Consider the following 21,956-nt stretch of genomic DNA (forward strand, 5'->3'; position numbering starts at 1 on the left):
GACGCTACGGCGTCTTCTTGTGGTAAAGACCATCGAAGGCCACGGTCCACTGGCCGCCCGCGTCAGTGGACTCCCAGAACTGGCGGACGCTGCCGTCGGCGTTTGGCGTCCAGGTGATGCGGTGGCGGGTCGTGCCGCTCGTACCTTCCAGCACCATGCGGCCGTCGACCAGGTGCCCTTCGAGCAGCAGCAGGAGGCCGGTGTTGTCGACCCAGGTCTGGTGCCAGAGCTTGCGGGTCGTGTCGTAGGTGTTGAGGCTCTCGCCCTGATAGCCCTTCGGCGTGCTGTAGCGCTCGTGCAGGACACAGCCACCGTATTCCTTCTCGATGCGGTTGCTGCCGGCAAGCGTGCCGTCGGTCTTGAACACCTGCCATTGCCCGATCCAGAAATCGAACTGGCGGTAAGCGGGATCGCTGCACGGCATGGGCGCCTCCACGGCTGAAGCGCTCGCGCTCAGTAGCGCGAGCAGGATGGCGGTAGCGACGTGCTTCTTGATCAACGCGCCGACACCGCTCGCGACAGATCCTGGAGGGTAACCGCCTGCCCGGCCTCGACGCGCTCGCCACCGCGAACGATCAGGCGGTCGCCCGCTTTCACGTTGCCGCTGATCTCGACCAGATCGCCCACTTCGGCGCCGGTCTTCACCGACAACCGCTCCGCCTTGCTGTCAGCGCCCACGCGCAGGACGAAGTCACCCTCGCGGCGCAGGATCACGGCGTCGCGCGGGACCGCGACCACGGCACGCGTGGCCGCACTCGGCATGCCGACTTCGACGGCGGTGCCGACCGGGAACTCACTGGCGTCCATCTTGATGCGCAGCTCCAGCTGCCGCGAGGCTTCGTCGCCGACCGGCACCAGGGCGCTGACTGCATGCGCGCGTTCGCTGTCGCCCAAGCGCACCTGCACTGGGGTTCCGACCGCAAGGTGTCGTGCGAGATCGACTGGTGCACGCACGCGAACCTCCTGTTCGGCGGTATCGACGACGCGGGCAACCGGATCACCACTGCTCACGAACTCACCCAGTTCGACCTCGCGTTCGGCAACGACGCCGTCGAACGGCGCGCGCACCAGCATCTGCTTGCGCTGGTGGCGGGTCTGGGCGAGCAATGCCTGAGCGCGGGCACGCTCCTGCACGAGGATGTCGCGGTCGGCCTGCTGCTGCTCGTACTGGGAGCGGGCGATGTTCTGCTGCTGCGCCAACTGGGCGTAGCGCTGCTCCTGGCGCGTGGCCATGTCGAGCTGCGCCTGAATGCGCGACAGATTGGCCTCCCCTTCGCGCTCCTGCAGACGCAGGGTGGTGTCGTCGAGCACGGCGATGGGATCGCCAGCGCGGACGTTCTGCCCGACCTCGGCGACCTTGATCACGCGCCCGTCCTGTTCGCTGGCGACGTGCGCGTCCTGCCGGCTGATCACGCTGCCCGGGGCCCAGTGCCGCGGCGCCAGCTCGGTACTGACCGCGGCGGCCACGCTGACGATCGCGGGCGGCGCCTCGGGGGGAGGTGCGCTGGCGCCGGCATCCAGGTCGACGAGCGGGACGGTCAGGACCGCAGCCAGCGCCGCGGCAATCAGGGTCTTGTGCAAGGTGCGCATGACGAGCTCCGGGGGAGGAGAAGCATTCAGGGGGAGAGTTGCGGGAGGGGTGCGGTGGCGCCGGCGGCGTTGTCCGCGGTGGCGACGCGGCGACGCGAATCGGCCAGGCGCAGCAGCGCGGGAATCAGCACGACCAGGAACACCAGGCTCAGCGCGACACCGCCGACCGATACCGCAGCCAGGCCGCGGTAGATCACCGCGCCGGGACCGGGATTGATCGCCATCGGCAACGCGCCGAGCACGCCGGTCAATGCACCGATCAGGATCGGGCGCAGGCGCTGGTCGAGCGCCTGGCGAAGCGCCGTGTCGAGCGTCGCGCCCGCGGCCTGCGCGTCGCGCGTCTGCGCAACCAGCAGGATCGCGTTGTTGATCACCATGCCCAGCAGCATGATGAAACCGATCATCGACAGCAGGTCCAGGGTCTGCCCGGCGATGAGATCGAGCACGCGCAGGCCGAGCACGCCGCCGAGCACCGCCATCGGCAAGGTCGCCATGACGAAGGCGCTGTCGCGCAGCGAGCGGAACATCGCCGCCATCAGCATGAACAGCACCGCCAGCGCCATCGCGAAGTTCATGCCCATGCTGCGCACGACTTCATCCAGGCGATCGGCGCTGCCGGAGACGCGGATCTCTGCGTCGCCCGGCAGGTCCTTGCGCAGGGCGGGGACGACATCGGCATCGACGATGTCGAGGGCTTCTTCCAGGGACATCGCGGCAGGCGGATCGACGGTGAGGGTGACCGTGCGGCGGCGGTCGATGCGGCGCAGCTGGTTCGGCGCGAGCACGGTGTCCACCTGGGCCAGCTCGCCCAGGCTGAGCACGCCGCCCTGCGGCGTTGCCAGCGGTGCGGCGCCCAGCCGCTCAATGCTGCTGTCGCGGTCGGTGCGCAGGATGATCGCCAGACGGCGGTCGCCATCGAAGTGTTCGCCCAGCCATTGGCCGTCGCCGAGCGTGCGCACGACCGTGCCGAGTTCGGGGCGGCGCCAGCCTACTTCCGCCAGGCGGCGGTCGTCGGGATTGATGCGCAGTTCCGGCGTGCCGGCGTCCGCGCTCGGCCAGGCCTGCACGTTGGCGCCAGGAAAACGCTCGGACAGCAGCTTGCGGCCGGCTTCGGCGGCGCGCGCCAGGGCATCGCCATCGGAGTGCTGCAGGTGGATCGCGATCGCACGCGCGGATCCGCCGAAGCTGCCGAACAGCTCGCCTTCGCTGGCGAATGCGCGGGTGTCGGGGAAACCGACCACCACTTCGTCGCGGACGACACGCTCGAGCTCGCCGATCTGGTCGGGATCGACCACGCGTGCACCGATCGTGCCGCCGCCTGGCCACAACAGCAGGTACCAGTTGCTCAGCTGCGGGGCTTTTTTGCCTTCCATGTACGGCCGCATGCGCTCCAGGACGGTCGGTGCGATCTCACGGTCGACGCGCTCGGGGCCCATGCCGGGCGGGAAGCTGAAGATCGCGTCCACGGCGGCGCGCTTCACAGGCGGCAGGTAGTCGATCTTCGGCATCAGCAGTGCGGCGAGCAGCGCGGGTGCGAGCACCAGCCCGGCCACCCATGCCAGCTGGCGCTTGCGGCCTTGCGTCACGCGCATCGCCCAGTCGCTGATGCGCGACCAGGTGCGGTGCTGCTCGCGCGTGTCCTTGCGTTCGCGCAGCCAGCTGCTTGCGGCGGCAGGCAGCACCGTCACGGCGACGACGAGCGAGATGGCCACGGCGATCGAGATGGTCAGGGCGAGGTCGGCGAACAACTGCCCCTCCACGTCCTCCATGAAGATCACCGGCACGAACACCGCGACCGTCGTGATGGTCGATGCCACCAGGGCGACGGCGACCTGGCTGGTGCCTTCCAGCGCGGCCTGGCGCGCGGGCATGCCCTCCTCGCGAAGTCGCACGATGTTCTCGGCGACCACCACCGCCGCGTCCATGACCATGCCGACGGCGAAAGCCAGTCCCGCCAGCGAGATCACGTTGAGGCTGCGGCCGGTGAGCTGCAGCACGATGAAGGTGGCCAGCAGCGAAATAGGGATTGCGCAGGCGATCAGCGCCGTGGCGCGGACGTCGCGCAGGAACCACCACAGGCAGCCGACGGCGAGCAGCACGCCGGCGCCCAGGCTGCCCGACAGCAGGCTGATCGCGCGATTGATGAAGACCGAAGCATCGAAGCTCTGGGCAATGTCGAGTCCGATCGGCTTGAGATCCTTCTCGCGCACATCGGCGACCACGCGCTTCACCTCGTCCAGCGTATCGAGCACGTTGGCACCGGTCTCGCGAATGATGCGCAGGCCGATCGCCGGATTGCCGTTCTGGTAGGCGAAGAAGCGCTGCCCGGGGCGCTTCACTTCGACTTTGGCGACGTCGGCCAATCGCACCGGACGGCCGTCGCGCCAGGCCAGGATCAGGTTGCCCATCGCCTCGGGCGAATAGCGTCCGGCGAAACGCAGCACGTACTCGCGGCGGCCGGCCTCGACCACGCCGCCCGATACATCGGTGGCGCGCGCGGCAACCGCGGCCACTTCCGGGATCTGGATGCCCATCGCCGCGGCGCGTTCCAGGTTGAGGCTGATGGCCAGCTCTTCCGGCGAGCCGCCGTTGATCTCGACGCCGGCCACGCCTTCGACCGCCTCGATCTTCGGCACTATCCGGTCCTCGATCATCTGCCGGAAGTCGAGGATGTCGCCAGGAGTACCGGGCAGCTTCTGCACGAAGAAATAGGTGAGCGAGTTGTTGGCGTTGTCGGCGCCGCTCTGCACCACCGGCGGCGTTGCGTCGCGCGGCAGCGGCTGCAGGCGGTTCATCCGCGACAGCACCTCCACCAGCATCGCGTCCATGTCGCTGCCGACGGCGAAGGTCAGGTTGATGAAACTGTTGCCGGCGTTGACGTTGGACTCGATCTCCTCCAGCCCGGGCAGGCCCTGCATCACCGCCTCGATCGGCTCTACGATCTCCGACTCCATTTCCTGCGGCGACGCCGCGCGCCAGCTGGTCTGCACCGACATCTGCGGGCGCTCGATGTCGGGGAACAGTTGCAGCGGCAGCTTGAACAGGCTCATCAGCCCGAAGGCGCAGACCATGGCCACGATCACCGCGACCGCGGCCGGGTTTCGTAGCGAGGCGTCGGTGATCTTCATCGGCGTGGTCCGCAGGGGTGCGGTGGGCACGATGCGCCGTGGTACTCGCTGCGAAGATGGCCCGTAAGTCACGCGTTCACGGGCTTTGCGTTGAATGGTGGTCTGGGCGCGATGAAGCGTTGAGCGGGCACAGAAGGCCCGGACGTGGCCCGTTTCTTGCCGCTGCCCCTACAGCAGCAGGTCGAGCTTGTCGCGATGGCTGCGCGACAGCTTCAGCTCCTGGCCGCAGTCCAGGCGCAGGTAGCCTTCGCCATTGGTGTGCGGTCGCAGCTCCACGACGCGGCGTGCGTTGACTATCGTCGAACGGTGGATGCGCGGGAATCGCTGCGGGTCCAGCTGCTTCTCCAGATCGCGCATGGTTGCGCGCAGCACCAGCGTCTCGCTGTCGGTATGGATGCACATGTAGTCCCCGGCGGCATCGATCCAGCGGATGCTGGCCAGGTCCACGCGCACCGTGCGCCCGCCATCGCGCACGGCGAGCTTGTCGTCGCGACGCAGTTGCTCGATCGCGTCGGGCTTGAGGGCTTCGTCCAGATCGAGCGTCGGGTGCCCGCTGAGTTCGCTCAGCAATCCCAGCAGGTGCGCGCAGTGGCCGCTGGCTTCGCGTTGCGCATGCGCCTGTCGCACGCGCGCCAGTGCCTGGTGCAGGCGGGCGTCATCGACCGGCTTGAGCAGGTAGTCGGTGGCGGACGCTTCGAAGGCGCGGATCGCGTAGTGGTCGTAGGCGGTGACGAACACGACCAGCGGCATCTCCACCGCCGGGATGCTGCGCAGCGTCTCGAAGCCGTCCATGCCCGGCATCTGCACATCGAGGAACATCAGGTCGGGGCGATGCACGCGCAGCCCCTGGATCGCAGCGGCGCCGTCGCCATACTGGCCGACGAGCTCGATGTCGTGGTGGTCGCCAAGGCGGATCTCCAGGCCACGGCGCGCCAGCGGTTCGTCGTCGACCACGATCGCGCGCAGTTTGGTCGTCGTGCCGTGTGCGGCGTTGACGCCGTTGCCGCGGTGACTGCGCCCCGTCGTCGCCCGGTCCATGCTCACTCTCCGATGGTCTGGGAGGTTTCGAAGGGAAGGCGCAGCGTGACTTCGATGCCGCGCTCGCGGTTGCGCACGCCGAAGCCGCTGGCCTCGCCGTACAGCACGCTGAGGCGCTCACGCGTGTTGCGCAGGCCCACGCCCTTGCCTGCCGGCACCTGCCCGCCCTCGAGGCAATCGCAGCCGGGGCCGTCGTCGATCACGCGCAGGACCAGTTGCGCACCTTCGCGTTCTGCTTCGATCCGCAACATGCCACCGGCGATCTGCTTGGCGACGGCGTACTTGATGGCGTTCTCCACCAGCGGCTGCAGCAGCAGGCTCGGCAGTAGCGCGCGCCAGCAATCCTCGTCGATGGCCGTTTCGATGCGCAGGCGCTCGGCGAAGCGGATCTTCTCGATGTCCAGGTACAGCGTCAGCGCATCGAGCTCCTGGCGCAGCGTTACCCGCTGCATCGGGTCGTTGTCGAGCGAGTGGCGCAGGAACGCCGACAGGCCCTGCACCATGCGGTTGGCGGTGGCGTTGTCGCGGTCGAGGATCAGCGTGGAAATGGCATTGAGCGTGTTGAACAGGAAGTGCGGGTTGAGCTGGTAGCGCAGCATCTTCAGCTGCGCCTGGTGGGCCATGGTGCGTGCCGCCAGCGCGCGCCGGGTTTCGTCCTGCAGCTGGCCGTAGTACTTCACCCCCAGGTACAGGCCGACCCAGGCCAGCACCACGTAGATGTAGCTCAGTGCATAGGCGATGTAGGCGGCGCGGTTTTCCGGCACGCAGGTGTCGCAGAAGTCGACCAGCACCGTGCGCGTGGCCAGGTCCATCACCGCCGAACTGGCCAGGATCGGCAGCACCATCACCATCATCAGCCGCCGCGGCGTCAGGCCCCAGCAGGCGCGCAGCAGGTAACGCAGGCCGAGCGTGGCGACGGCGCCGGTCGAGGCCGCGGTCAGCGGCACGATCCAGTAGCCCGACGGCTTGTCGTGGGCGATGGCGGAGAGGTAACCCAGCGAGAAATAGGCGGCCCAGCCGCCGATATGAAGCAGCCAGAACAGGTGCTGCCGGGGCAGGTCGAGCGGGTGCGATGCAGCGATGGCCATGGGCGCAGCGTTCGGGCGGTACACAACCACGATGCTACGCCTGTACAGGCAGGGGACTGGCAACGGCTCGGCGCGGTGCAGGCACGGTTCGCCGCTTACACGGATGGGCACCTGCACTGTATGCGCCTGGGTGAACTGCACCGTTCGTCCTGAGCGTAGCGCCGCAGGTGCGAAGTCGGGGGGTCGGCACGGCCCGGCGTTGCGTGGTCCTTCGACTTCGCTGCGCTACGCTCAGGACGAACGGTGGGGGGGCGACCTGGGGCCGGACCGTGCGTGGTCCTTCGACTTCGCTGCGCTACGCTCAGGATGAACGGTGGGGGGGCGGCTTACTGCGGGGGTGATGCCAGTTCGCGCGCGTCCAGGTAGCCGTCCTTGTTGCGGTCCTGGCGGGCGAAGGTCGTGGCCAGCGTCTGCCGATGTTCGGCAAGGGTGACCGGCTTGCCGCGTCCGCCGGGGAGTTCGGCGGGCGTCAGCACGCCGTCGCCATCCACGTCCATGCGATTGAACGCGTAGCTCATCCAGTCCTGGAATTCGGGCAGGGCGATGCGGCCATCGCCGTCGCTGTCCATGCGCGAGAGGTAATCGCCGGCCGCCTGCACTTGCGCCCACGACGGCATCGCCAGGGCAACCAGCAACGCAAAAGAAAAGCCCGCGCATTGCAGCGCGGGCCGGACATTGCGCGACACCGTGGGCATCACGCGCGTGGTGCTCAGGCGTGTGCCGGCGCGAGGGCGTAGCCCTTCAGGCGCGCGGAGAATGCCTGCAACGCCTGGTTGCCGCTGGCCTCGGCCTCGGCGCACCACGCCTGCAGCTTGGCCAGGGTGGCCTGGGCATCGTGCGAACGCTCGTCCAGCACCTGCGCCAGGCGCTGGCGGTACTCGGCCAGCGTGGCCATGCTCGGGCGTTCCGCCAGCCAGGCCTGCAGCTTGGCGCGCTTGTCGTCGTCGAGCCAACGGCCATCGTCGGCCAGGCCCTGGCGCAGGCTGCGCGGCAACTTGAACTTGGCTTCGCGCAGTGCCGGCAGGGTGACGTTGCGGTAGTAGTCGGTCATCGCCTGGAAGCGGATCGCCAGCAATGCCTTCAGTGTTTCACCGTCGGGCATGGCGATGTTCGGGCGCACGTCCAGGGTCGGCGCGACGCGCAGGACCTTGGCCAGGCCGACCTTCTCGAACAGCTTGATCGCGCTCCAGCCGATGTCGAACTCGAACTTGCGCAGCGCGAACTTGGCCGAGCTCGGGAACGCATGGTGGTTGTTGTGCAGCTCTTCGCCGCCGATCCAGAAGCCCCACGGGGTGAGGTTGGTCGCGGTGTCGGTCGTCTCGAAGTTGCGGTAGCCCCACCAGTGACCCAGGCCGTTGACCACGCCCGCGGCCCAGAACGGGATCCACACCATCTGGATCGCCCACACGGCGACGCCGGCGAAACCGAACAGGGCGAAGCTGATGAACAACATCAGCACCGGGCCCATCGTCGCGTGGCGCGTGTAGAGGTTGCGCTCGATCCAGTCGTCCGGGCAGCCCTTGCCGTACTTCTCGATGTCCTCGCGCTGACCGCGCGCTTCGCGGTACAACTCGACGCCGCGCCACATCACCGTGTCGATGCCCTTGAACTGCGGGCTGTGCGGGTCGTCCTCGGTCTCGCACTTGGCGTGGTGCTTGCGATGGATCGCCGCCCACTCGCGCGTGATCATCGAGGTGGTCAGCCACGTCCAGAAGCGGAAGAAATGCGCCAGCACCGGATGGAAATCGACGGAGCGATGCGCCATCGAGCGGTGCAGGTAGAGCGTGACCGAGAAGATCGTCAGCTGGGTGACGACCAGGAGGTAAACGAGCAACTCGACCCAGGTGGCCTGGACCACACCACCGGCAAGGAAATCGAGCAGGGATGAAACGAACATTGAAAGACTCCGCAGACGCACAGGCAGACCGGCAAACAGCACAGTCGTAGGTGGATGATGCCAGCTGCGGCCCACCCTTCGCGCCGGTATGGGCCGCAGATGTGATGGGGACGTTCACATCGGCCCGCAAGGCCGGTGCGGGCGCTCAGCGACGAGCGGTCGTGATGCGCTTTCGCAGTCGGGCCAATGCAGGTTCGGCATAGGCGCGCAGGGCCTGGCGTTCTGTTTTGCTGAACGGGGATCCCTTGCCGCAATGATCCAGCAGCAGGGTCAGGTCCTGCGCTTCGCCGAGGCGTTCGGTGGTGCGCTTGTCGAAGACCTCGGGCGCGGTGGCCGGGACCGCCACGCCGACCGCTTCGAGCGCGCGACGCTGCTGCGAGGCGCGACGGGCACGACGGCGCCAGCGGTGCCAGTCGCTGTCGCCGCCCTTGCCCAGGGCGATGCCGCGGGCACGCTGGCTGCGCTCATCACTGTCGGCCAGCGCCATGCGTGCCGCCGAGGGTGTCAGCCGTTCCCAGTCGAGCGCCGGCAGCGCTGCGGCGAGCACTTCGATCAAGCCGCGTCGCTGTCCCATTGCCGGGTCCATGGAGACTTCGGCGCCGGCAGTGGCTTCGCGGGCGACGACTGCGTCGGCACGGGCCTGGGCCAGCAATTCCCGGGTGGCGCCCTTGCGCGAGCGCTTGTGCAGCCGTGCCAGTGTTTCCACCAGCGCGTGCGCGTCGCGCAGCAGGGACAGGCCGGTGTTGAGGTGCTTGATCTCGCGATCGACCAGGCCAACGCCCGGTCCGAGGATGCCGTCGCCCAGCGCCAGCGTCGCGCGCACGCGGCGCAGGCCCTTGCGGGCCCTGTGCACCCCTTCGTGGAGGTCATCGCCGGTCTGCGCCAGTGCGTCGAGCGCGGCCTCGAGTTCGCCACGCGCATAGTCGCGCAGGGCCGGTCCCGGCGAGGGCATCGGCAACACGTGCACCGCGGCGACCGGGAGGTCGCCGGCAAGGGTGGACGGCGTCGCGCTCTTGCCCATCGCGCTCCCAGACCCCACGCATCGGATGTCGCGATAGTACGCTCAGCCCATGCCCGAGTTGCCCGAAGTAGAGACCACCCGTCGCGGCCTGGCGCCGCACGTCGAAGGCCGTCGCGTGGTGACCGCCACGTTGCGCCGGCCCGACCTGCGCTGGCCGATCCCGGACGAGATCCGCCAGGTCCTGCCGGGCCAGCGCATCGACCAGGTCCGCCGCCGCGCCAAGTACCTGCTGCTCGACACCACCGCCGGAAGCGCCCTGTTGCACCTGGGCATGTCCGGCAGCTTGCGGGTGCTGCCGGCCGATACCCCGGTGCGCGCGCATGACCATGTCGACCTGGCCCTGGATTCGGGCCAGGTCCTGCGCTTCAACGACCCGCGCCGGTTCGGCAGCCTGCTCTGGCAGGGGCCGGGCGAAACCCACGAACTGCTCGCCGGGCTCGGGCCGGAGCCGCTGTCGGACGACTTCGACGGCGATTACCTGTTCGCGCTCAGTCGCGGCCGCAGCGCGCCGGTAAAGACCTTCCTGATGGACCAGAAGGTGGTGGTCGGCGTGGGCAACATCTACGTCGCCGAAGCACTTTTCGCCGCCGGGGTGTCGCCGCTGCGGGCGGCCGGCAAGGTATCGAGGGAGCGCTACCAGCAGCTGGCCGCGCAGATCCGCCGCATCCTCGGCCACGCCATCGATCGCGGCGGCACGACCCTGCGCGACTTCATCAGTCCCGATGGCGCGCCGGGATATTTCGAACAGGAATTGTCGGCCTATGGGCGTGGCGGCGAGCCCTGCCCGCGCTGCGGCCGGCCGCTGAAACAGGCGGCGATCGGACAGCGCGCGACGGTGTGGTGCGGAAGTTGCCAGAGGTAAGGCAAGCCCGTGTACAGGGAAAAACACGCAAACGCGCTATAGTCCGGCCACTGTGGAGGGGGCTCCCTATGGCCGAAACTGCCGATATCACATTGCTGCTGGATGCTGCACGTGAAGGCGACCGTGGCGCGTTGGACCGCGTCCTGGCCACCCTCTACCAGGAACTTCACACCATGGCGCGGCGCCAGCTCGCCGGCCAGCACGGCCAGACGCTCGATGCCACCGCGCTCGTCCACGAGGCGTACCTCAAGCTGATCGGCCGTCGTGAGGCGCAGTTCGACGACCGCGCGCATTTCTTCGCCTACGCTGCATCGGCGATGCGCTCGGTGGTGGTCGACTATGCCCGCCAGCGTCTCGCGCAGAAGCGCGGCGGCGACCTGCACCGCGTCACCGAACTCCCCGACGATGTCGAAGGCGGCCTGCGCCTGGACGAGGACACGCTGGGCCTGGACACCGCCCTGACCAAGCTCGGTGCGGTCGACCCGCGCCTGGCGCAGGTGGTCGAGCTGCGCTATTTCGCCGGCTTGTCGGAGTTGGAGATCGCGGCGCTGCTGGAACGTTCCGAACGCAGCATCCGTCGCGACTGGCAAAAGGCGCGGCTGTTCCTGCTGGCATCACTGAAGGACTCCTGAGGCCACCGGCAGGGGCGACCCGTGGACACCGAGCGCTGGCAACGGATATCACCGCTGCTCGATGCGCTGTTCGAGCTCGATGACGAGGCGCGCGAACAGCGCCTGCAGCGCCTGCGCGAGGAAGACCCGGCGCTGGCCGACGAGCTGCAGACGCTCATCACCCTCGATGAGCACCACGAGGATTTCCTCTCCGAGCCCCTGATCGCCCCGCTCGCCGGCCTGCGCGCCGGCGGCGAGGTGGGGCCGTACAAGCTCGAGCGCCTGCTCGGCGAAGGCGGCATGGGCCAGGTCTGGCTGGCCGCGCGCGCCGACGGCCTCTACCAGCGCCGCGTCGCGCTGAAACTGCTGCGCCCGGGACTGGCCGACAGCAATCTGCGCGTGCGCTTCTCGCGCGAACGGCAGATCCTCGCGCGCCTGGCGCACCCGCACATCGCGCGCCTGCTCGATGCCGGCGTCACCACCGACGGACTTCCCTACCTGGCGCTGGAGTTCGTCGAAGGCGAACCCATCACCGACTACTGCCGCAACCACCTGCTGCCGATCGAGCAGCGGCTGCGGATGTTCCACCAGATCTGCGATGCGGTCAGCCACGCCCACGCCAACCTGATCGTCCACCGCGACCTCAAGCCGTCCAACATCCTGGTCACGCCCAGCGGCGACGTGCGCCTGCTCGACTTCGGCATCGCCAAGCTGCTCGACTCCGACGCGCCGAGGGTCGAACAGACCCGCACCGGCGTGCGTGCCTTCACCCTGCACTACGCCGCACCCGAACAGGTCCGCGGCGAGCCGGTCACGACCATGACCGACGTGTACGCGCTGGGCGTGGTGCTGTTCGAGCTGCTCACCGACACCAAGCCTTACCGGCTAAAGCGCCAGACCGATGCCGAGTGGGAAGAGGCGATCCTCGCCGCCGACCCGCAACGGCCTTCGCAGACGCTGCTGCACCGCACCGAGGACAGCGGCGCCGACGTGCATGCGCTGCGTCGGCTCGCGCGGATGCTGGCCGGCGATCTCGACAACATCGTCCTCAAGACCCTCTCAAAGCGTCCGGAGCAACGCTACCCCTCGGTCGAAGCGCTGGCGCTGGACCTGACCCGATACGAAGCCGGTCGCCCGGTTCAGGCCCGGCCGCAAAGCGTGGGATACCGCTTCGGAAAATACCTGCGTCGCCACCGCTGGTCGCTGGCCACCGGCGGCCTGATCGCGGTGGTGCTGAGCGCCGCGCTGGCGATCGTGGCCTGGCAGGGCCGGCAGGCCGTCGCCGAGGCCGGCCGCGCGCAGGCGATGCAGGACTTCATGGTCGGCGTGTTCGAAAGCGCGCGCGGCACGCCCGAAGGCCAGGCGCTCGACCTGCGTGGCCTGCTCGATGGATCGCTGGCGCGCGGCAACCGCGAGCTGGCGCGACAGCCACGCGCGCGCGCCGAACTGCTCGGTGTGATCGCGCGGCTGCGCATGGGCCTGGGCGACTATCGCGAGGCACTGATGCTGCTCAACCGCCAGGCCGGCGTGCTGGCCAGCACCAGTGACATACCGGTCAGCCTGCAGCTGGAATCGCTGACCCAGCGCGGCCAGGCGCTGCGCCTGCTCGGCGAACCGCGCCGCTGCATCGACCTGATGGCGCCGGCGCTGACCACCGCACGGCGCGAACAGGCGCAGCTGCCGCCGCAGGCCAGCGAGTTCTATTCGCAGTTCGGTCGCTGCCGCCGCGACAATGGCGAGCTGCAGGGAGCGCGGCTGTTGTTCGAACGTTCGCTGTCGCTGCGCCGCGACGACCGCGACGAAGTCGGCACGGTCGAGAACCTGATCGACCTGGCCAACCTGCAGGCCGATGCCGGCCAGACCGGCGCCGCGTTGCAGGGCTATGGCCAGGCGCGCACGCAGTTGCGGCAGAAGGTCGGCGAGCGCCATGCCCTGCTGGCCGAGATCGGCAGCCGCGTCGCCTCGCTGCGCCAGGGACAGGGCCAGATCGATGCGGCCGAACGCGAGGCCAGCGAGGCCTTCGCGATCGCGCTGGAAGTCTATGGCGCCCAGCATCCGGTCACGCTGTCGCTGCGCCGGCAGATGGCGATGCTGCATATCGACCAGGGCCAGTACCGCCAGGCCGAGACCGAATTGCGCGGCGCGATCGCGGTGCTGCAACGCCGCCTGGCGCCGGAAAGCGCCGACCCGGCCGAGACCCGGCGCGGCATGGTCGAACTGGGCGGCCTGCAGCGGCGCCTGGGCCAGGTCGCCTGGGAGCGCGGCGAAACCGCGACCGCGCTGACGGCGATGCAGCGAGCGGTGGTGATCGCGCGCAAGCAGCAGGACAACGCCCACCTGGGCGATGCGCTGTTCGACTATGCGCGTGTCCTGCATGCGATCGGCCGCGACCGCGCCGCACAGAAGGTGATCGAGGAATCCAGTGCCCTGCGCCTGGCCCAGCTTGGCCCGCGCCACCCGTTGCTGGGCGATACCTACCGCGTGCAGGGCCAGGTCGAACTGGCGCTGGGCCAGAACGAACAGGGCATGGCGCACCTGGCGCAGGCGGTCACGCTGACCCGCAGCGGCTACGGCGCCACCCATCCGCACACCCGCGAGGCCGAGCTGGTACTGGCACGGCAGCAGGCGCTCGATGGCGACGACAGCGCGCTGCTGCGCCTGGACGCGCTTGCCGGGATGCCACATGGCGACCTCGACCTGCGCCGCACCGCGTGGCGCGCGCAGGCCTACGCCGCGCAGTTGCGCTGCCACGGGCCCGACCGCGAACCGGCCCTGGCGCGACTGGACAACCTGCAGGAGCAGCTGAAGACGGCACAGCCCGACGGCGGCGCGATCCCGCGCGAGGTCGGCGCGATCGTGCGCGGCTGCGGGTGACCTACTTCAACTGCAGCGACGTCTGCGCCGGCTCGATCGTGCCCTCGCCGCGCATGATCTTCTTGTACTCGGCGCGCGATACCGAGATGTAGCGGTCGTTGCCGCCGATCTCCACCTGCGGGCCTTCGTGCACCGCGCGGCCCTGGGCATCGACGCGCACCACCATCGTCGCCTTCTTGCCGCTGTGGCAGATGGTCTTGATCTCGGTCAGTTCATCGGCCCATGCCAGCAGGTACTGGCTGCCCTCGAACAGCTCGCCGCGGAAGTCGGTGCGAAGGCCATAGCAAAGCACCGGGATGCGCAGCGCATCGACCACTTCGCTCAGCTGCCAGACCTGGGAACGATTCAGGAACTGCGCCTCGTCGACCAGCACGCAATGCAGCGGGCCGTGGGCGAGGATGTCGGCGCGGACGATGCGCTCCAGGTCGTCGTCGCGCTCGAAGGCGATGCCGTCGGACCGCAGGCCGATGCGCGAGGCGACCGTGCCGGTGCCGGCGCGGTCGTCCAGGCGCGGGGTGAGGATCGCCACGCGCATGCCGCGCTCGCGGTAGTTGTGCGCCGACTGCAGCAACGTCGTGGTCTTGCCGGCGTTCATCGCCGAATAATAGAAATAGAGCTTGGCCATGCGCACAGTTTAGTGGCTGCGCCGGTGCTGGAGGCGCCCGGCGTCAGCGCCTCCTGGCGCGATCGGCTGCCGCACTCGCCCAGCGCTGGGCAACGGCCGGGGCGGTGATGCACACCGCCTCGTCGGTCACCGTGGTCACGGCCCGCTCCAGCAGCTGGATGTCGGCCTCGTGCTGGCGCGCCACGTGCGGGTCCTCGAAGAAGATTGCGCGCTGGCAGCGGCGCTCCAGCACGAGGTCGGCGATCTGGGCGTCGCCGCCCATCGGGCCGCTCTGGTAGCGGTGCACCCACGGGCGTCCCTGCGGCCAGCCGCGGCTCCAGGCCAGCTCGTTCAGGCGCTGCCCGGTGGTGCCGGTGGCGACGCGGCGGGCGAAACGCGAGAGCAGGTCGAAGTGATCGGCGGCAAAGGCCAGCATCTGCGGCTTCATGGCGTCGTGGGCGATCAACGCAAGCGTCTGCGACTCGAAGTCGTGCAGGCGATCGGCCGATGGATCGGCGAGCAGGCCGGCGCGGATACGCTCGACTTCGATCCAGTCGCGCGCCGAGGCCACCGTGGTGATGAAGGGCTTGCCGTGGATCACGCACTGGCGCTTGAGCGCGGCTGCTTCGGGGAACACCGACGACGGATCGACCGGGTCGATCAGGTAGATCGCGCCGTCCAGGGTGCGTTCGTCGTGGTCGACGCCGACCACTTCCGCGACCAGCTTCATCAGCCCGCCCTCGCGCCCGTACGGATAGCGGCGCAGGCCCGGGTAACCGGCCAGCATGCCGGCGGCGGCGATGGCATCGAATGTGCGACCCACCACATGCAGGCTGATCTGCAGCTCGCGGATCCCCGACTCGCAGGCGCGCAGCCAGCGGAACAATGCGGCGTCTTCGCTCAGATGGTGCAGGCGGTTGGCCGCCAGGCCCAGGCGCATGTGGTTCCCCCTGATGTGTGGAGTCGTGGCAAGTGACTCCTACATTAGGGGGTTTTGCACCACCTCGCCGCGATCAGTGGCCCTTGCTCTGGTTGCCATGTTCAGCGCGGCGGCTTGTCCCGCGCCGGCACCATCGGGCCCACGCCGACATTGCCCAGGCCGCTGCCGAGCTCGGCATCCTGCGCCTGCCAGTACGACAGCGCCTGGGCGCGTTCATCGGCGTAGTACTCGTCGCCGGTGGTGCTGCCGACCACCTGCTTGGAGGCCGCCAGCATGCCCGCGGTGGCATTGCCGAACGAGCCGTTGATCGGCCCACCCTGGGTGATGTCGATGGCCTGGTTGCGGTAGCCGATGCGGCTGCCGGTCATGGTGCGCGCGAAGCGGCGAATCTCGACATCGGCACGCGGCCGCGCAGACTCGTCGCCGAAGCGGGCGTAGTAGTCGGGGCCGAGCTGCCCGACCTGCTCGCGCTGCGCCGGCGTCAGGCCTTCCCACATCTTCTCGCGGATCACCAGCAGGCGGGGCACGCCGCGTTCAGCGGCCAGGTCGCTCCAGATGTAGGCGCGCACCGGATCGGCAGGCATGCCCTGCCCATACCAGTACATGAGACTGAGGTAGTGCTGCGAATACTTGTCGGCGTACGACGCGGCGTTCTCGAAGCGCATTTCGGCTTCGTCGTAATGCCCGGCCAGGTACGACTTCAGCCCGTTCAGGCGCCAGGTCTCGTTGGGATGCCCCTGTGCGCCCTTGAGCTGGGCATCGACCTGCATGTAGCTGGCGGTGACCAGCTTGAGCGGCTCTTCGGCGAGGGCCGGGGCCGCAAGCAATGAAAGCGCGGCGCCTGCCAACCAGGCCTTGCCGCGAGCGGAGACGTTTGCCATGGCGATTCCTCCATACCGTGGGTGCAGGAAGGGGCGGCGCCGCCGGGGCCGTCAGGGGCCGTCAAATGCGGCGCGTCCCATGTTGTCGCAGGCATGGTATCGCGGGTGCCGGCGCACTCCCCGCGGTGACGAAATCAGCGCATCGACGGCACAAATCGCCAGGTCGGGGGGGATATTGCGGCACAATACGCCGCCGCAACCGCGGCAGCAAACAGCCTTCAATGCACGGTCTAAACCCTCCCCAACGCGCTGCCGTCCTGCACACCGACGGCCCCTTGCTGGTGCTCGCCGGAGCGGGCAGCGGCAAGACCCGCGTCATCGTCGAGAAGATCGCGCACCTGATCGCATCCGGGCGGATGCCGGCCAAGCGAATCGCGGCCATCACCTTCACCAACAAGTCGGCGAAGGAGATGAAGGAGCGCGTCGCCAAGCGCATCAAGGGCGACGCCGCCGAAGGCCTCACCGTGTGCACCTTCCACGCGCTGGGGCTGCGTTTCCTGCAGATCGACCATGCCAAGGTCGGATTGCGTCGCGGCTTCTCGGTGTTCGACAGCGACGACAGCGCCGCGCAGATCAAGGACCTGCTGCCGCCGGGCAGCAAGAACGACGTGATCGATAACGCACGCAACCTCATCTCGCGCGCGAAGAACGCCGGTCTCTCGCCCGAGGAGGCGCTGGCTGCATCGCAGAGTCCGCGCGAGATGGAGGCGGCGCTGCTGTACCAGCGCTACCAGGCGCGACTGTCGACGTTCAACGCGGTCGACTTCGACGACCTGATCCGCCTGCCGGTGCAGATCCTGGAAGGCGACGAGGACGTGCGCCTGGCCTGGCGCGAGCGCATCGGCTACCTGCTGGTTGACGAGTGCCAGGACACCAACGACGCCCAGTACCGCCTGCTCAAGGGGCTGGCCGGCGACAAGGGCCTGTTCACCTGCGTGGGCGACGACGACCAGTCGATCTATGCCTGGCGCGGCGCCAACCCGGACAACCTGCTCAACCTGGGCACGGACTACCCGGCGCTGGAGATCATCAAGCTCGAGCAGAACTACCGCTGCTCCAACCGCGTCCTGCGCACCGCCAACACGCTCATCGCGCACAACCCGCACGAGCACCCCAAGACCCTGTGGAGCGACCAGGCCGACGGCGAGCGCATCCGCGTGTGGGAGTGCCGCGACAACGCGCACGAAGCGGAAAAGGTTGCCGCCGAGATCCATTTCCTCGCCGCCGCCAAGCAGGCGCCGTGGAGCGACTTCTGCATCCTGTTCCGCGGCAACCACCAGAGCCGCGCGCTGGAGAAGGCGCTGCAGCTGCTGCGCGTGCCCTATCACCTGTCGGGCGGCACCGCCTTCCTCGAGCGCGGTGAAGTGAAGGACGCGCTGTCGTGGTTGAGGTTGATCGCCAATCCCGATGACGATGCGGCGTTCCTGCGCGCGGTGCAGTCGCCCAAGCGCGAGGTCGGCGCGACCACGCTGTCCAAGCTCGCCGAAATGGCGCAGCACGCCGGCATGCCGATGTCGCGCGCGGCCGAGCAGATCGGCATGCTCAAGCAGCTGGCACCGCGTGCCGGCAACGCGCTCGACGGTTTCGTCAACATCATCCGCCACCTGCGTGGCGAGGCGTACAAGATCCCGCCGTCGGAACTGGTGCGCGTGCTCGCCGAGAAAAGCGGCCTGCTCGCGGCGATCCGCGCGCAGTGCAAGGACGAGGCCAGCTTCCAGCGCCGCAAGGAGAACCTGGAGGAACTGGCCGACTGGTTCGACGGCGGCAAGAACTCCGGCCCTGGCGAACTGGCCGCGCAGCTGGCGCTGCTGTCGCATGCCGACAAGGGCGATGCCGGCAACCAGGTGCGGCTGATGTCGCTGCACGGCGCCAAGGGACTGGAATTCCGCTACGTCTTCATCGTCGGCATGGAGGACGGCACGTTGCCGCACGAAATGGCGCTGGAAGAGGGCAGCCTGGAGGAAGAGCGGCGCCTGCTCTACGTCGGCATCACCCGCGCCAAGGAACAGCTGTGGCTGTCGCACTCGCGCGAGACCCAGCGCTGGGGCGACAAGATCCGCCTGAAACCGAGCCGCTTCTTCGACGAGCTACCGGTGGCGGAGATCCAGCGCGACGGCGCCGACCCGGTAGCCGACGCGGCGCGCAAGCAGGAGCGTGCGGTGGCGGGTTTCGCGGCGATCCGGGCGCTGCTGGACGAGTAGCGCCGTGCAGCTCCCCGCATCCACCACGTCGCCATCATCTGCGCCGACTACGCGCGCTCGAAGCACTTCTACACGCAGGTGCTGGGCCTGCGCGTGCTGGCCGAAGTGCACCGCCAGGCGCGCGACTCGTGGAAGCTCGACCTGGCCCTGCCAGACGGCGGCCAGCTCGAACTGTTCTCGTTTCCTTCGCCACCGCCGCGGCCGTCATACCCCGAAGCCCGGGGCCTGCGCCACCTGGCGTTCGAGGTGGTCGATGTCGCCGCCTCGGCGGAGGAGCTGCAGGCACAGGGCATCGCCGTCGAGCCGCTGCGCATCGACGAGTACACCGGCCGCCGCTTCACCTTCTTCGCCGACCCCGACGGCCTGCCGATCGAACTGTACGAAGCGTCCTGATCGTTGGCGCGGCGCCGGCACAGGCGCGTAGCATCGGCGACGGCAGCGGCGGCGACTGATCTGCTGCAACCTGTCTGTGGCCTCATTCAGCGTCCGGATGCCGGCGCATCCGCTTCAACTCCAATGGGCCCGCGACGATGCGCATCACCGACACCAGCTACGGCTCGAACGAACACGGACTGATCTGGGGCTACAGGTTTGCGCCGGGGCAAGCGGCCCAGTCGATCAGTACCGATGCGGCGGCCGCGTTCCTCGCCCAGGAAGGCGACGATCCGGAAGAGGCGTTCATCTGGCTGCACTTCTCGCTGTCGAACACCGGCTCGGAACGCTACCTGCGCCGCCACCTCGAGTTGCCCGAAGGCTTCTACGACTCGCTGCGCAGCGAGGTCGGCTCGACCCGCCTCGAACAGGATGCCGGTTTCCTGGTCGCGGTCATCCACGACGTCCTGTTCGATTCGACGTTCGATGCGTCCGAGGTCGGCACCACCAGCATCTGCATCGGTCCGCGCGTTCTGGTCAGCGCGCGCCTGCGGCCACTGCGCTCGGTCGACCAGTTGCGATCGGCGGTGCGCACCGGCCAGGTGTTCCGCTCGCCGGTCGAACTGCTCGCCCACCTGTTGCGCGACCAGGCCAGTGTGCTCGGCGACATCCTGCGCAAGTCGACGGCGCGCGTGGACCGCATCGAGGACCGCCTGCTCGCCAACCGCATTGCCACCGACCGCACCGAGCTGGGCACCCTGCGACGTTCGCTGGTGCGCCTGCAGCGCCTGCTGGCGCCGGAGCCGACGGCGCTGTTCCGCCTGCTCAACCGGCCGCCGGAGTGGTTCAGCGGGGACGACCTGGAGGACCTGCAGCAGGCCGCCGAGGAGTTCTCCACCGCGATCGGCGATTCGGCCGCCCTGGTCGAACGGGTCAAGCTGATCCAGGAAGAACTGGCCGCGCTGGTCAACGAGCAGACCGGCCGCACTCTGTTCGTGCTGACGGTGGTGACCGTGCTGGCGTTGCCGGTCAACATGATCGCCGGCCTGTTCGGCATGAATGTCGGTGGCATTCCGCTGCAGACGGGCCATGGCTTTGCCGTGATCGTGGTGACCCTCGTGGTCCTGACCGTGCTGCTGGCCTGGCTCGCCTTTGGCAGGCCGCGCGACTAGCTCCCGCTTTCGACGCGGGTGCTGCTTTGGCACCATGCAGTTCCCTGCCCCCTGAGCATCCGCATGGATCTCGTCCTGCGTCCGGCGCAAGCCACCGATCATCCGGCGATCCTGGCGCTGAACCTCGCCGAGGAAGAGATGCTGAGCCCGCTCGATGCGGCGCGCCTGCTGCAGCTGGATTCACAGTCGGCCTATCACCGCGTGCTGTGCGAAGGCGACCGCGTCGTCGCCTTCCTGCTGGCGTTCCGCGAGGGTGCGCAGTACGACAGCCCGAACTATCTCTGGTTCGCCGGCCGCTACCCGCGCTTCCTCTACATCGACCGGGTCGTGGTCGCGGCATCGCACCAGGGGCGCGGGCTCGGCGCGCGCCTGTATCGCGACCTGTTCGAACTCGCCCGCGCCAGCTCCGTCGAGGCAGTGACCTGCGAGTTCTACACGCGGCCGCCGAACGAGGCCTCGCGACGCTTCCATGCCGGTTTCGGTTTTCGCGAGGTCGGGCAGCAATGGGTCGCCGACGGGCGCAAGCAGGTCTCGCTGCAGGTCGCCACGCTCTGAGGCGGTCTGTCATGGCGTGTGCGTCGGGCTCGGCTACACTCGCCGCCCGACCCGACACCAGCCATTGCGATGCGACCACGCTCCTTCATTCCGCGCCCCCTCACCCTGTCCGTTCTCGCCGGCGCCCTGATGCTGGCCGCCTGCCAGCGCGCGCCGGCGCCCGAGCCCACGACGCAGGACGCCGCCGCACCCGTAGCCGCCGCGACGGCCGCAGCTGCCGCCAAGCCGGCCGCGGTGGCCGCCGACGACAACCTCAACGCCGTGCTGTGGATGCAGGCCTCGGCCGAGTACCAGGCCGCCACCACCACCGTCTATCGCGCCGCCGCCGACAAGCTCGGCGTGGCGCTGGCCGAGAAGAACTGGGACGCGCTGGTCCCCGATGAGCGCGGCAACGCCGCCACCGGCCTGAAGCCGGCCGTGATCATGGACGTCGACGAGACCGTCCTCGACAACTCGCCCTACCAGGCGCGCCTGATCCGCGACGGCAAGGCCTACGACGAGGTCAGCTGGGACGCCTGGGTGGCCGAGAAGAAGGCCAAGCCGGTTCCGGGCGTGGTCGAGTTCGCCAAGGCCGCAACGGCCAAGGGCGTGACCATCCTCTACTTGTCCAACCGCGCCGTGCACCTGAAGGACGCGACCATCGCCAACCTCAAGGCGGTCGGCATGCCGGTCAAGGACGACAGCGTGTTCCTCGGCCTGGGCACCCTCCTCGATGGCTGTGAACAGAACGGCAGCGAGAAGAACTGCCGTCGGCAGCTGGCCGGCCAGCAGTACCGTGTGCTGATGCAGTTCGGCGACCAGCTCGGCGACTTCGTCCAGGTCGTGGCCAACACCCGCGAGGGCCGCACGCAGTTGCTCGACGAATACGGCGACTGGTTCGGCGAACGCTGGTGGATGCTGCCCAACCCGAGCTATGGCTCGTGGGAGCCGGCGACGTTCAACAACGACTGGGCGCAGCCGCTGGAGGCGCGCCGTGCCGCCAAGCGCGAGGCGCTGGATGTGGCGCCGTAAACACAGACCCACTGGCTGGCATGGTTCATGCCATTAAATTCAATAGGTTACGCAGCACTACTTCAGGTGTTGCATTAACTCCGGAGGGCGGTTAGTCTGCCCTCCGTCCGG

At 68.7% G+C, this 21,956-nt stretch carries 19 protein-coding genes; 8 read left to right on the plus strand and 11 right to left on the minus strand.

From position 1 onward, the window contains the following. Window positions 1-4 precede the first annotated feature (4 nt). The 8 genes from AB4Y64_RS05975 to AB4Y64_RS06010 form a co-directional block, all read right to left on the minus strand. Window positions 5-499, minus strand: coding sequence for a hypothetical protein (locus tag AB4Y64_RS05975; protein WP_441815521.1), 495 nt, complete (start codon window positions 497-499; stop codon window positions 5-7). Beyond that, complete coding sequence (locus tag AB4Y64_RS05980) at window positions 496-1,590, minus strand: efflux RND transporter periplasmic adaptor subunit (RefSeq protein WP_441815522.1); 1,095 nt, start codon at window positions 1,588-1,590, stop codon at window positions 496-498. Before AB4Y64_RS05980 ends, AB4Y64_RS05975 begins: the two co-directional genes overlap by 4 nt. Window positions 1,591-1,616: 26 nt before the next feature. Further along, window positions 1,617-4,718, minus strand: coding sequence for an efflux RND transporter permease subunit (locus AB4Y64_RS05985; protein ID WP_441815523.1), 3,102 nt, complete (start codon window positions 4,716-4,718; stop codon window positions 1,617-1,619). A gap of 168 nt (window positions 4,719-4,886) precedes the next feature. Continuing rightward, window positions 4,887-5,756, minus strand: a complete 870-nt coding sequence (locus tag AB4Y64_RS05990) for a LytR/AlgR family response regulator transcription factor (protein ID WP_441815524.1) — start codon at window positions 5,754-5,756, stop codon at window positions 4,887-4,889. A gap of 2 nt (window positions 5,757-5,758) precedes the next feature. Then, on the minus strand, window positions 5,759-6,844 hold the full coding sequence (locus AB4Y64_RS05995; RefSeq protein WP_441815525.1) for a sensor histidine kinase: 1,086 nt from the start codon (window positions 6,842-6,844) through the stop codon (window positions 5,759-5,761). 326 nt (window positions 6,845-7,170) lie between these two features. Continuing rightward, the gene (locus AB4Y64_RS06000; protein WP_441815526.1) at window positions 7,171-7,539 is read right to left on the minus strand and encodes an EF-hand domain-containing protein; all 369 of its coding nucleotides are present in this window, start codon (window positions 7,537-7,539) and stop codon (window positions 7,171-7,173) included. Between the two features lie 14 nt (window positions 7,540-7,553). After that, complete coding sequence (locus tag AB4Y64_RS06005) at window positions 7,554-8,741, minus strand: DesA family fatty acid desaturase (protein WP_441815527.1); 1,188 nt, start codon at window positions 8,739-8,741, stop codon at window positions 7,554-7,556. Between the two features lie 145 nt (window positions 8,742-8,886). Beyond that, window positions 8,887-9,762 carry a CHAD domain-containing protein gene (locus AB4Y64_RS06010; RefSeq protein WP_441815528.1) on the minus strand — a complete coding sequence of 292 codons (876 nt, stop codon included), beginning with the start codon at window positions 9,760-9,762 and terminating at the stop codon, window positions 8,887-8,889. 49 nt (window positions 9,763-9,811) lie between these two features. Here AB4Y64_RS06010 and mutM point away from each other — a divergent pair, with 49 nt between their 5' ends. The 3 genes from mutM to AB4Y64_RS06025 all read left to right on the plus strand — a co-directional run bounded on the left by mutM (window position 9,812) and on the right by AB4Y64_RS06025 (window position 14,109). Next, window positions 9,812-10,624 (plus strand): bifunctional DNA-formamidopyrimidine glycosylase/DNA-(apurinic or apyrimidinic site) lyase, encoded by an 813-nt coding sequence (gene mutM, locus AB4Y64_RS06015; protein ID WP_441815529.1) that lies wholly within the window; start codon window positions 9,812-9,814, stop codon window positions 10,622-10,624. Between the two features lie 68 nt (window positions 10,625-10,692). Further along, window positions 10,693-11,256 (plus strand): ECF-type sigma factor, encoded by a 564-nt coding sequence (locus tag AB4Y64_RS06020; protein WP_441815530.1) that lies wholly within the window; start codon window positions 10,693-10,695, stop codon window positions 11,254-11,256. 21 nt (window positions 11,257-11,277) lie between these two features. Further along, on the plus strand, window positions 11,278-14,109 hold the full coding sequence (locus AB4Y64_RS06025; protein ID WP_441815531.1) for a protein kinase domain-containing protein: 2,832 nt from the start codon (window positions 11,278-11,280) through the stop codon (window positions 14,107-14,109). Between the two features lies 1 nt (window position 14,110). On the opposite strand, the gene AB4Y64_RS06030 is transcribed toward AB4Y64_RS06025, so the two are convergent. From AB4Y64_RS06030 to AB4Y64_RS06040, 3 genes are all read right to left on the minus strand, one after another. Continuing rightward, window positions 14,111-14,734 carry a thymidine kinase gene (locus tag AB4Y64_RS06030; protein ID WP_441815532.1) on the minus strand — a complete coding sequence of 208 codons (624 nt, stop codon included), beginning with the start codon at window positions 14,732-14,734 and terminating at the stop codon, window positions 14,111-14,113. 43 nt (window positions 14,735-14,777) lie between these two features. Further along, entirely contained in the window at window positions 14,778-15,653 is an 876-nt protein-coding gene (locus tag AB4Y64_RS06035) for a methylglyoxal synthase (RefSeq protein WP_441815533.1), read from the minus strand. A gap of 101 nt (window positions 15,654-15,754) precedes the next feature. Next, window positions 15,755-16,534 (minus strand): hypothetical protein, encoded by a 780-nt coding sequence (locus tag AB4Y64_RS06040; RefSeq protein WP_441815534.1) that lies wholly within the window; start codon window positions 16,532-16,534, stop codon window positions 15,755-15,757. Between the two features lie 221 nt (window positions 16,535-16,755). Between AB4Y64_RS06040 and AB4Y64_RS06045 the strand changes: the two genes are divergently transcribed. The 5 genes from AB4Y64_RS06045 (at window position 16,756) to AB4Y64_RS06065 (ending at window position 21,845) form a co-directional block, all read left to right on the plus strand. Continuing rightward, entirely contained in the window at window positions 16,756-18,735 is a 1,980-nt protein-coding gene (locus AB4Y64_RS06045; protein ID WP_441815535.1) for a UvrD-helicase domain-containing protein, read from the plus strand. Between the two features lie 18 nt (window positions 18,736-18,753). Further along, window positions 18,754-19,128, plus strand: a complete 375-nt coding sequence (gloA2, locus tag AB4Y64_RS06050) for an SMU1112c/YaeR family gloxylase I-like metalloprotein (RefSeq protein WP_441815849.1) — start codon at window positions 18,754-18,756, stop codon at window positions 19,126-19,128. 137 nt (window positions 19,129-19,265) lie between these two features. Further along, window positions 19,266-20,279, plus strand: coding sequence for a transporter (locus AB4Y64_RS06055; protein ID WP_441815536.1), 1,014 nt, complete (start codon window positions 19,266-19,268; stop codon window positions 20,277-20,279). Window positions 20,280-20,342: 63 nt separating this feature from the next. Continuing rightward, the gene (locus AB4Y64_RS06060) at window positions 20,343-20,834 is read left to right on the plus strand and encodes a GNAT family N-acetyltransferase (protein WP_441815537.1); all 492 of its coding nucleotides are present in this window, start codon (window positions 20,343-20,345) and stop codon (window positions 20,832-20,834) included. Window positions 20,835-20,903: 69 nt separating this feature from the next. Further along, window positions 20,904-21,845, plus strand: a complete 942-nt coding sequence (locus AB4Y64_RS06065; protein WP_441815538.1) for a 5'-nucleotidase, lipoprotein e(P4) family — start codon at window positions 20,904-20,906, stop codon at window positions 21,843-21,845. The last annotated feature ends 111 nt before the right edge of the window (window positions 21,846-21,956 follow it).

This window comes from Lysobacter sp. TAF61, from assembly GCF_052113485.1.
Taxonomy (GTDB): Bacteria; Pseudomonadota; Gammaproteobacteria; order Xanthomonadales; family Xanthomonadaceae; genus Lysobacter_J.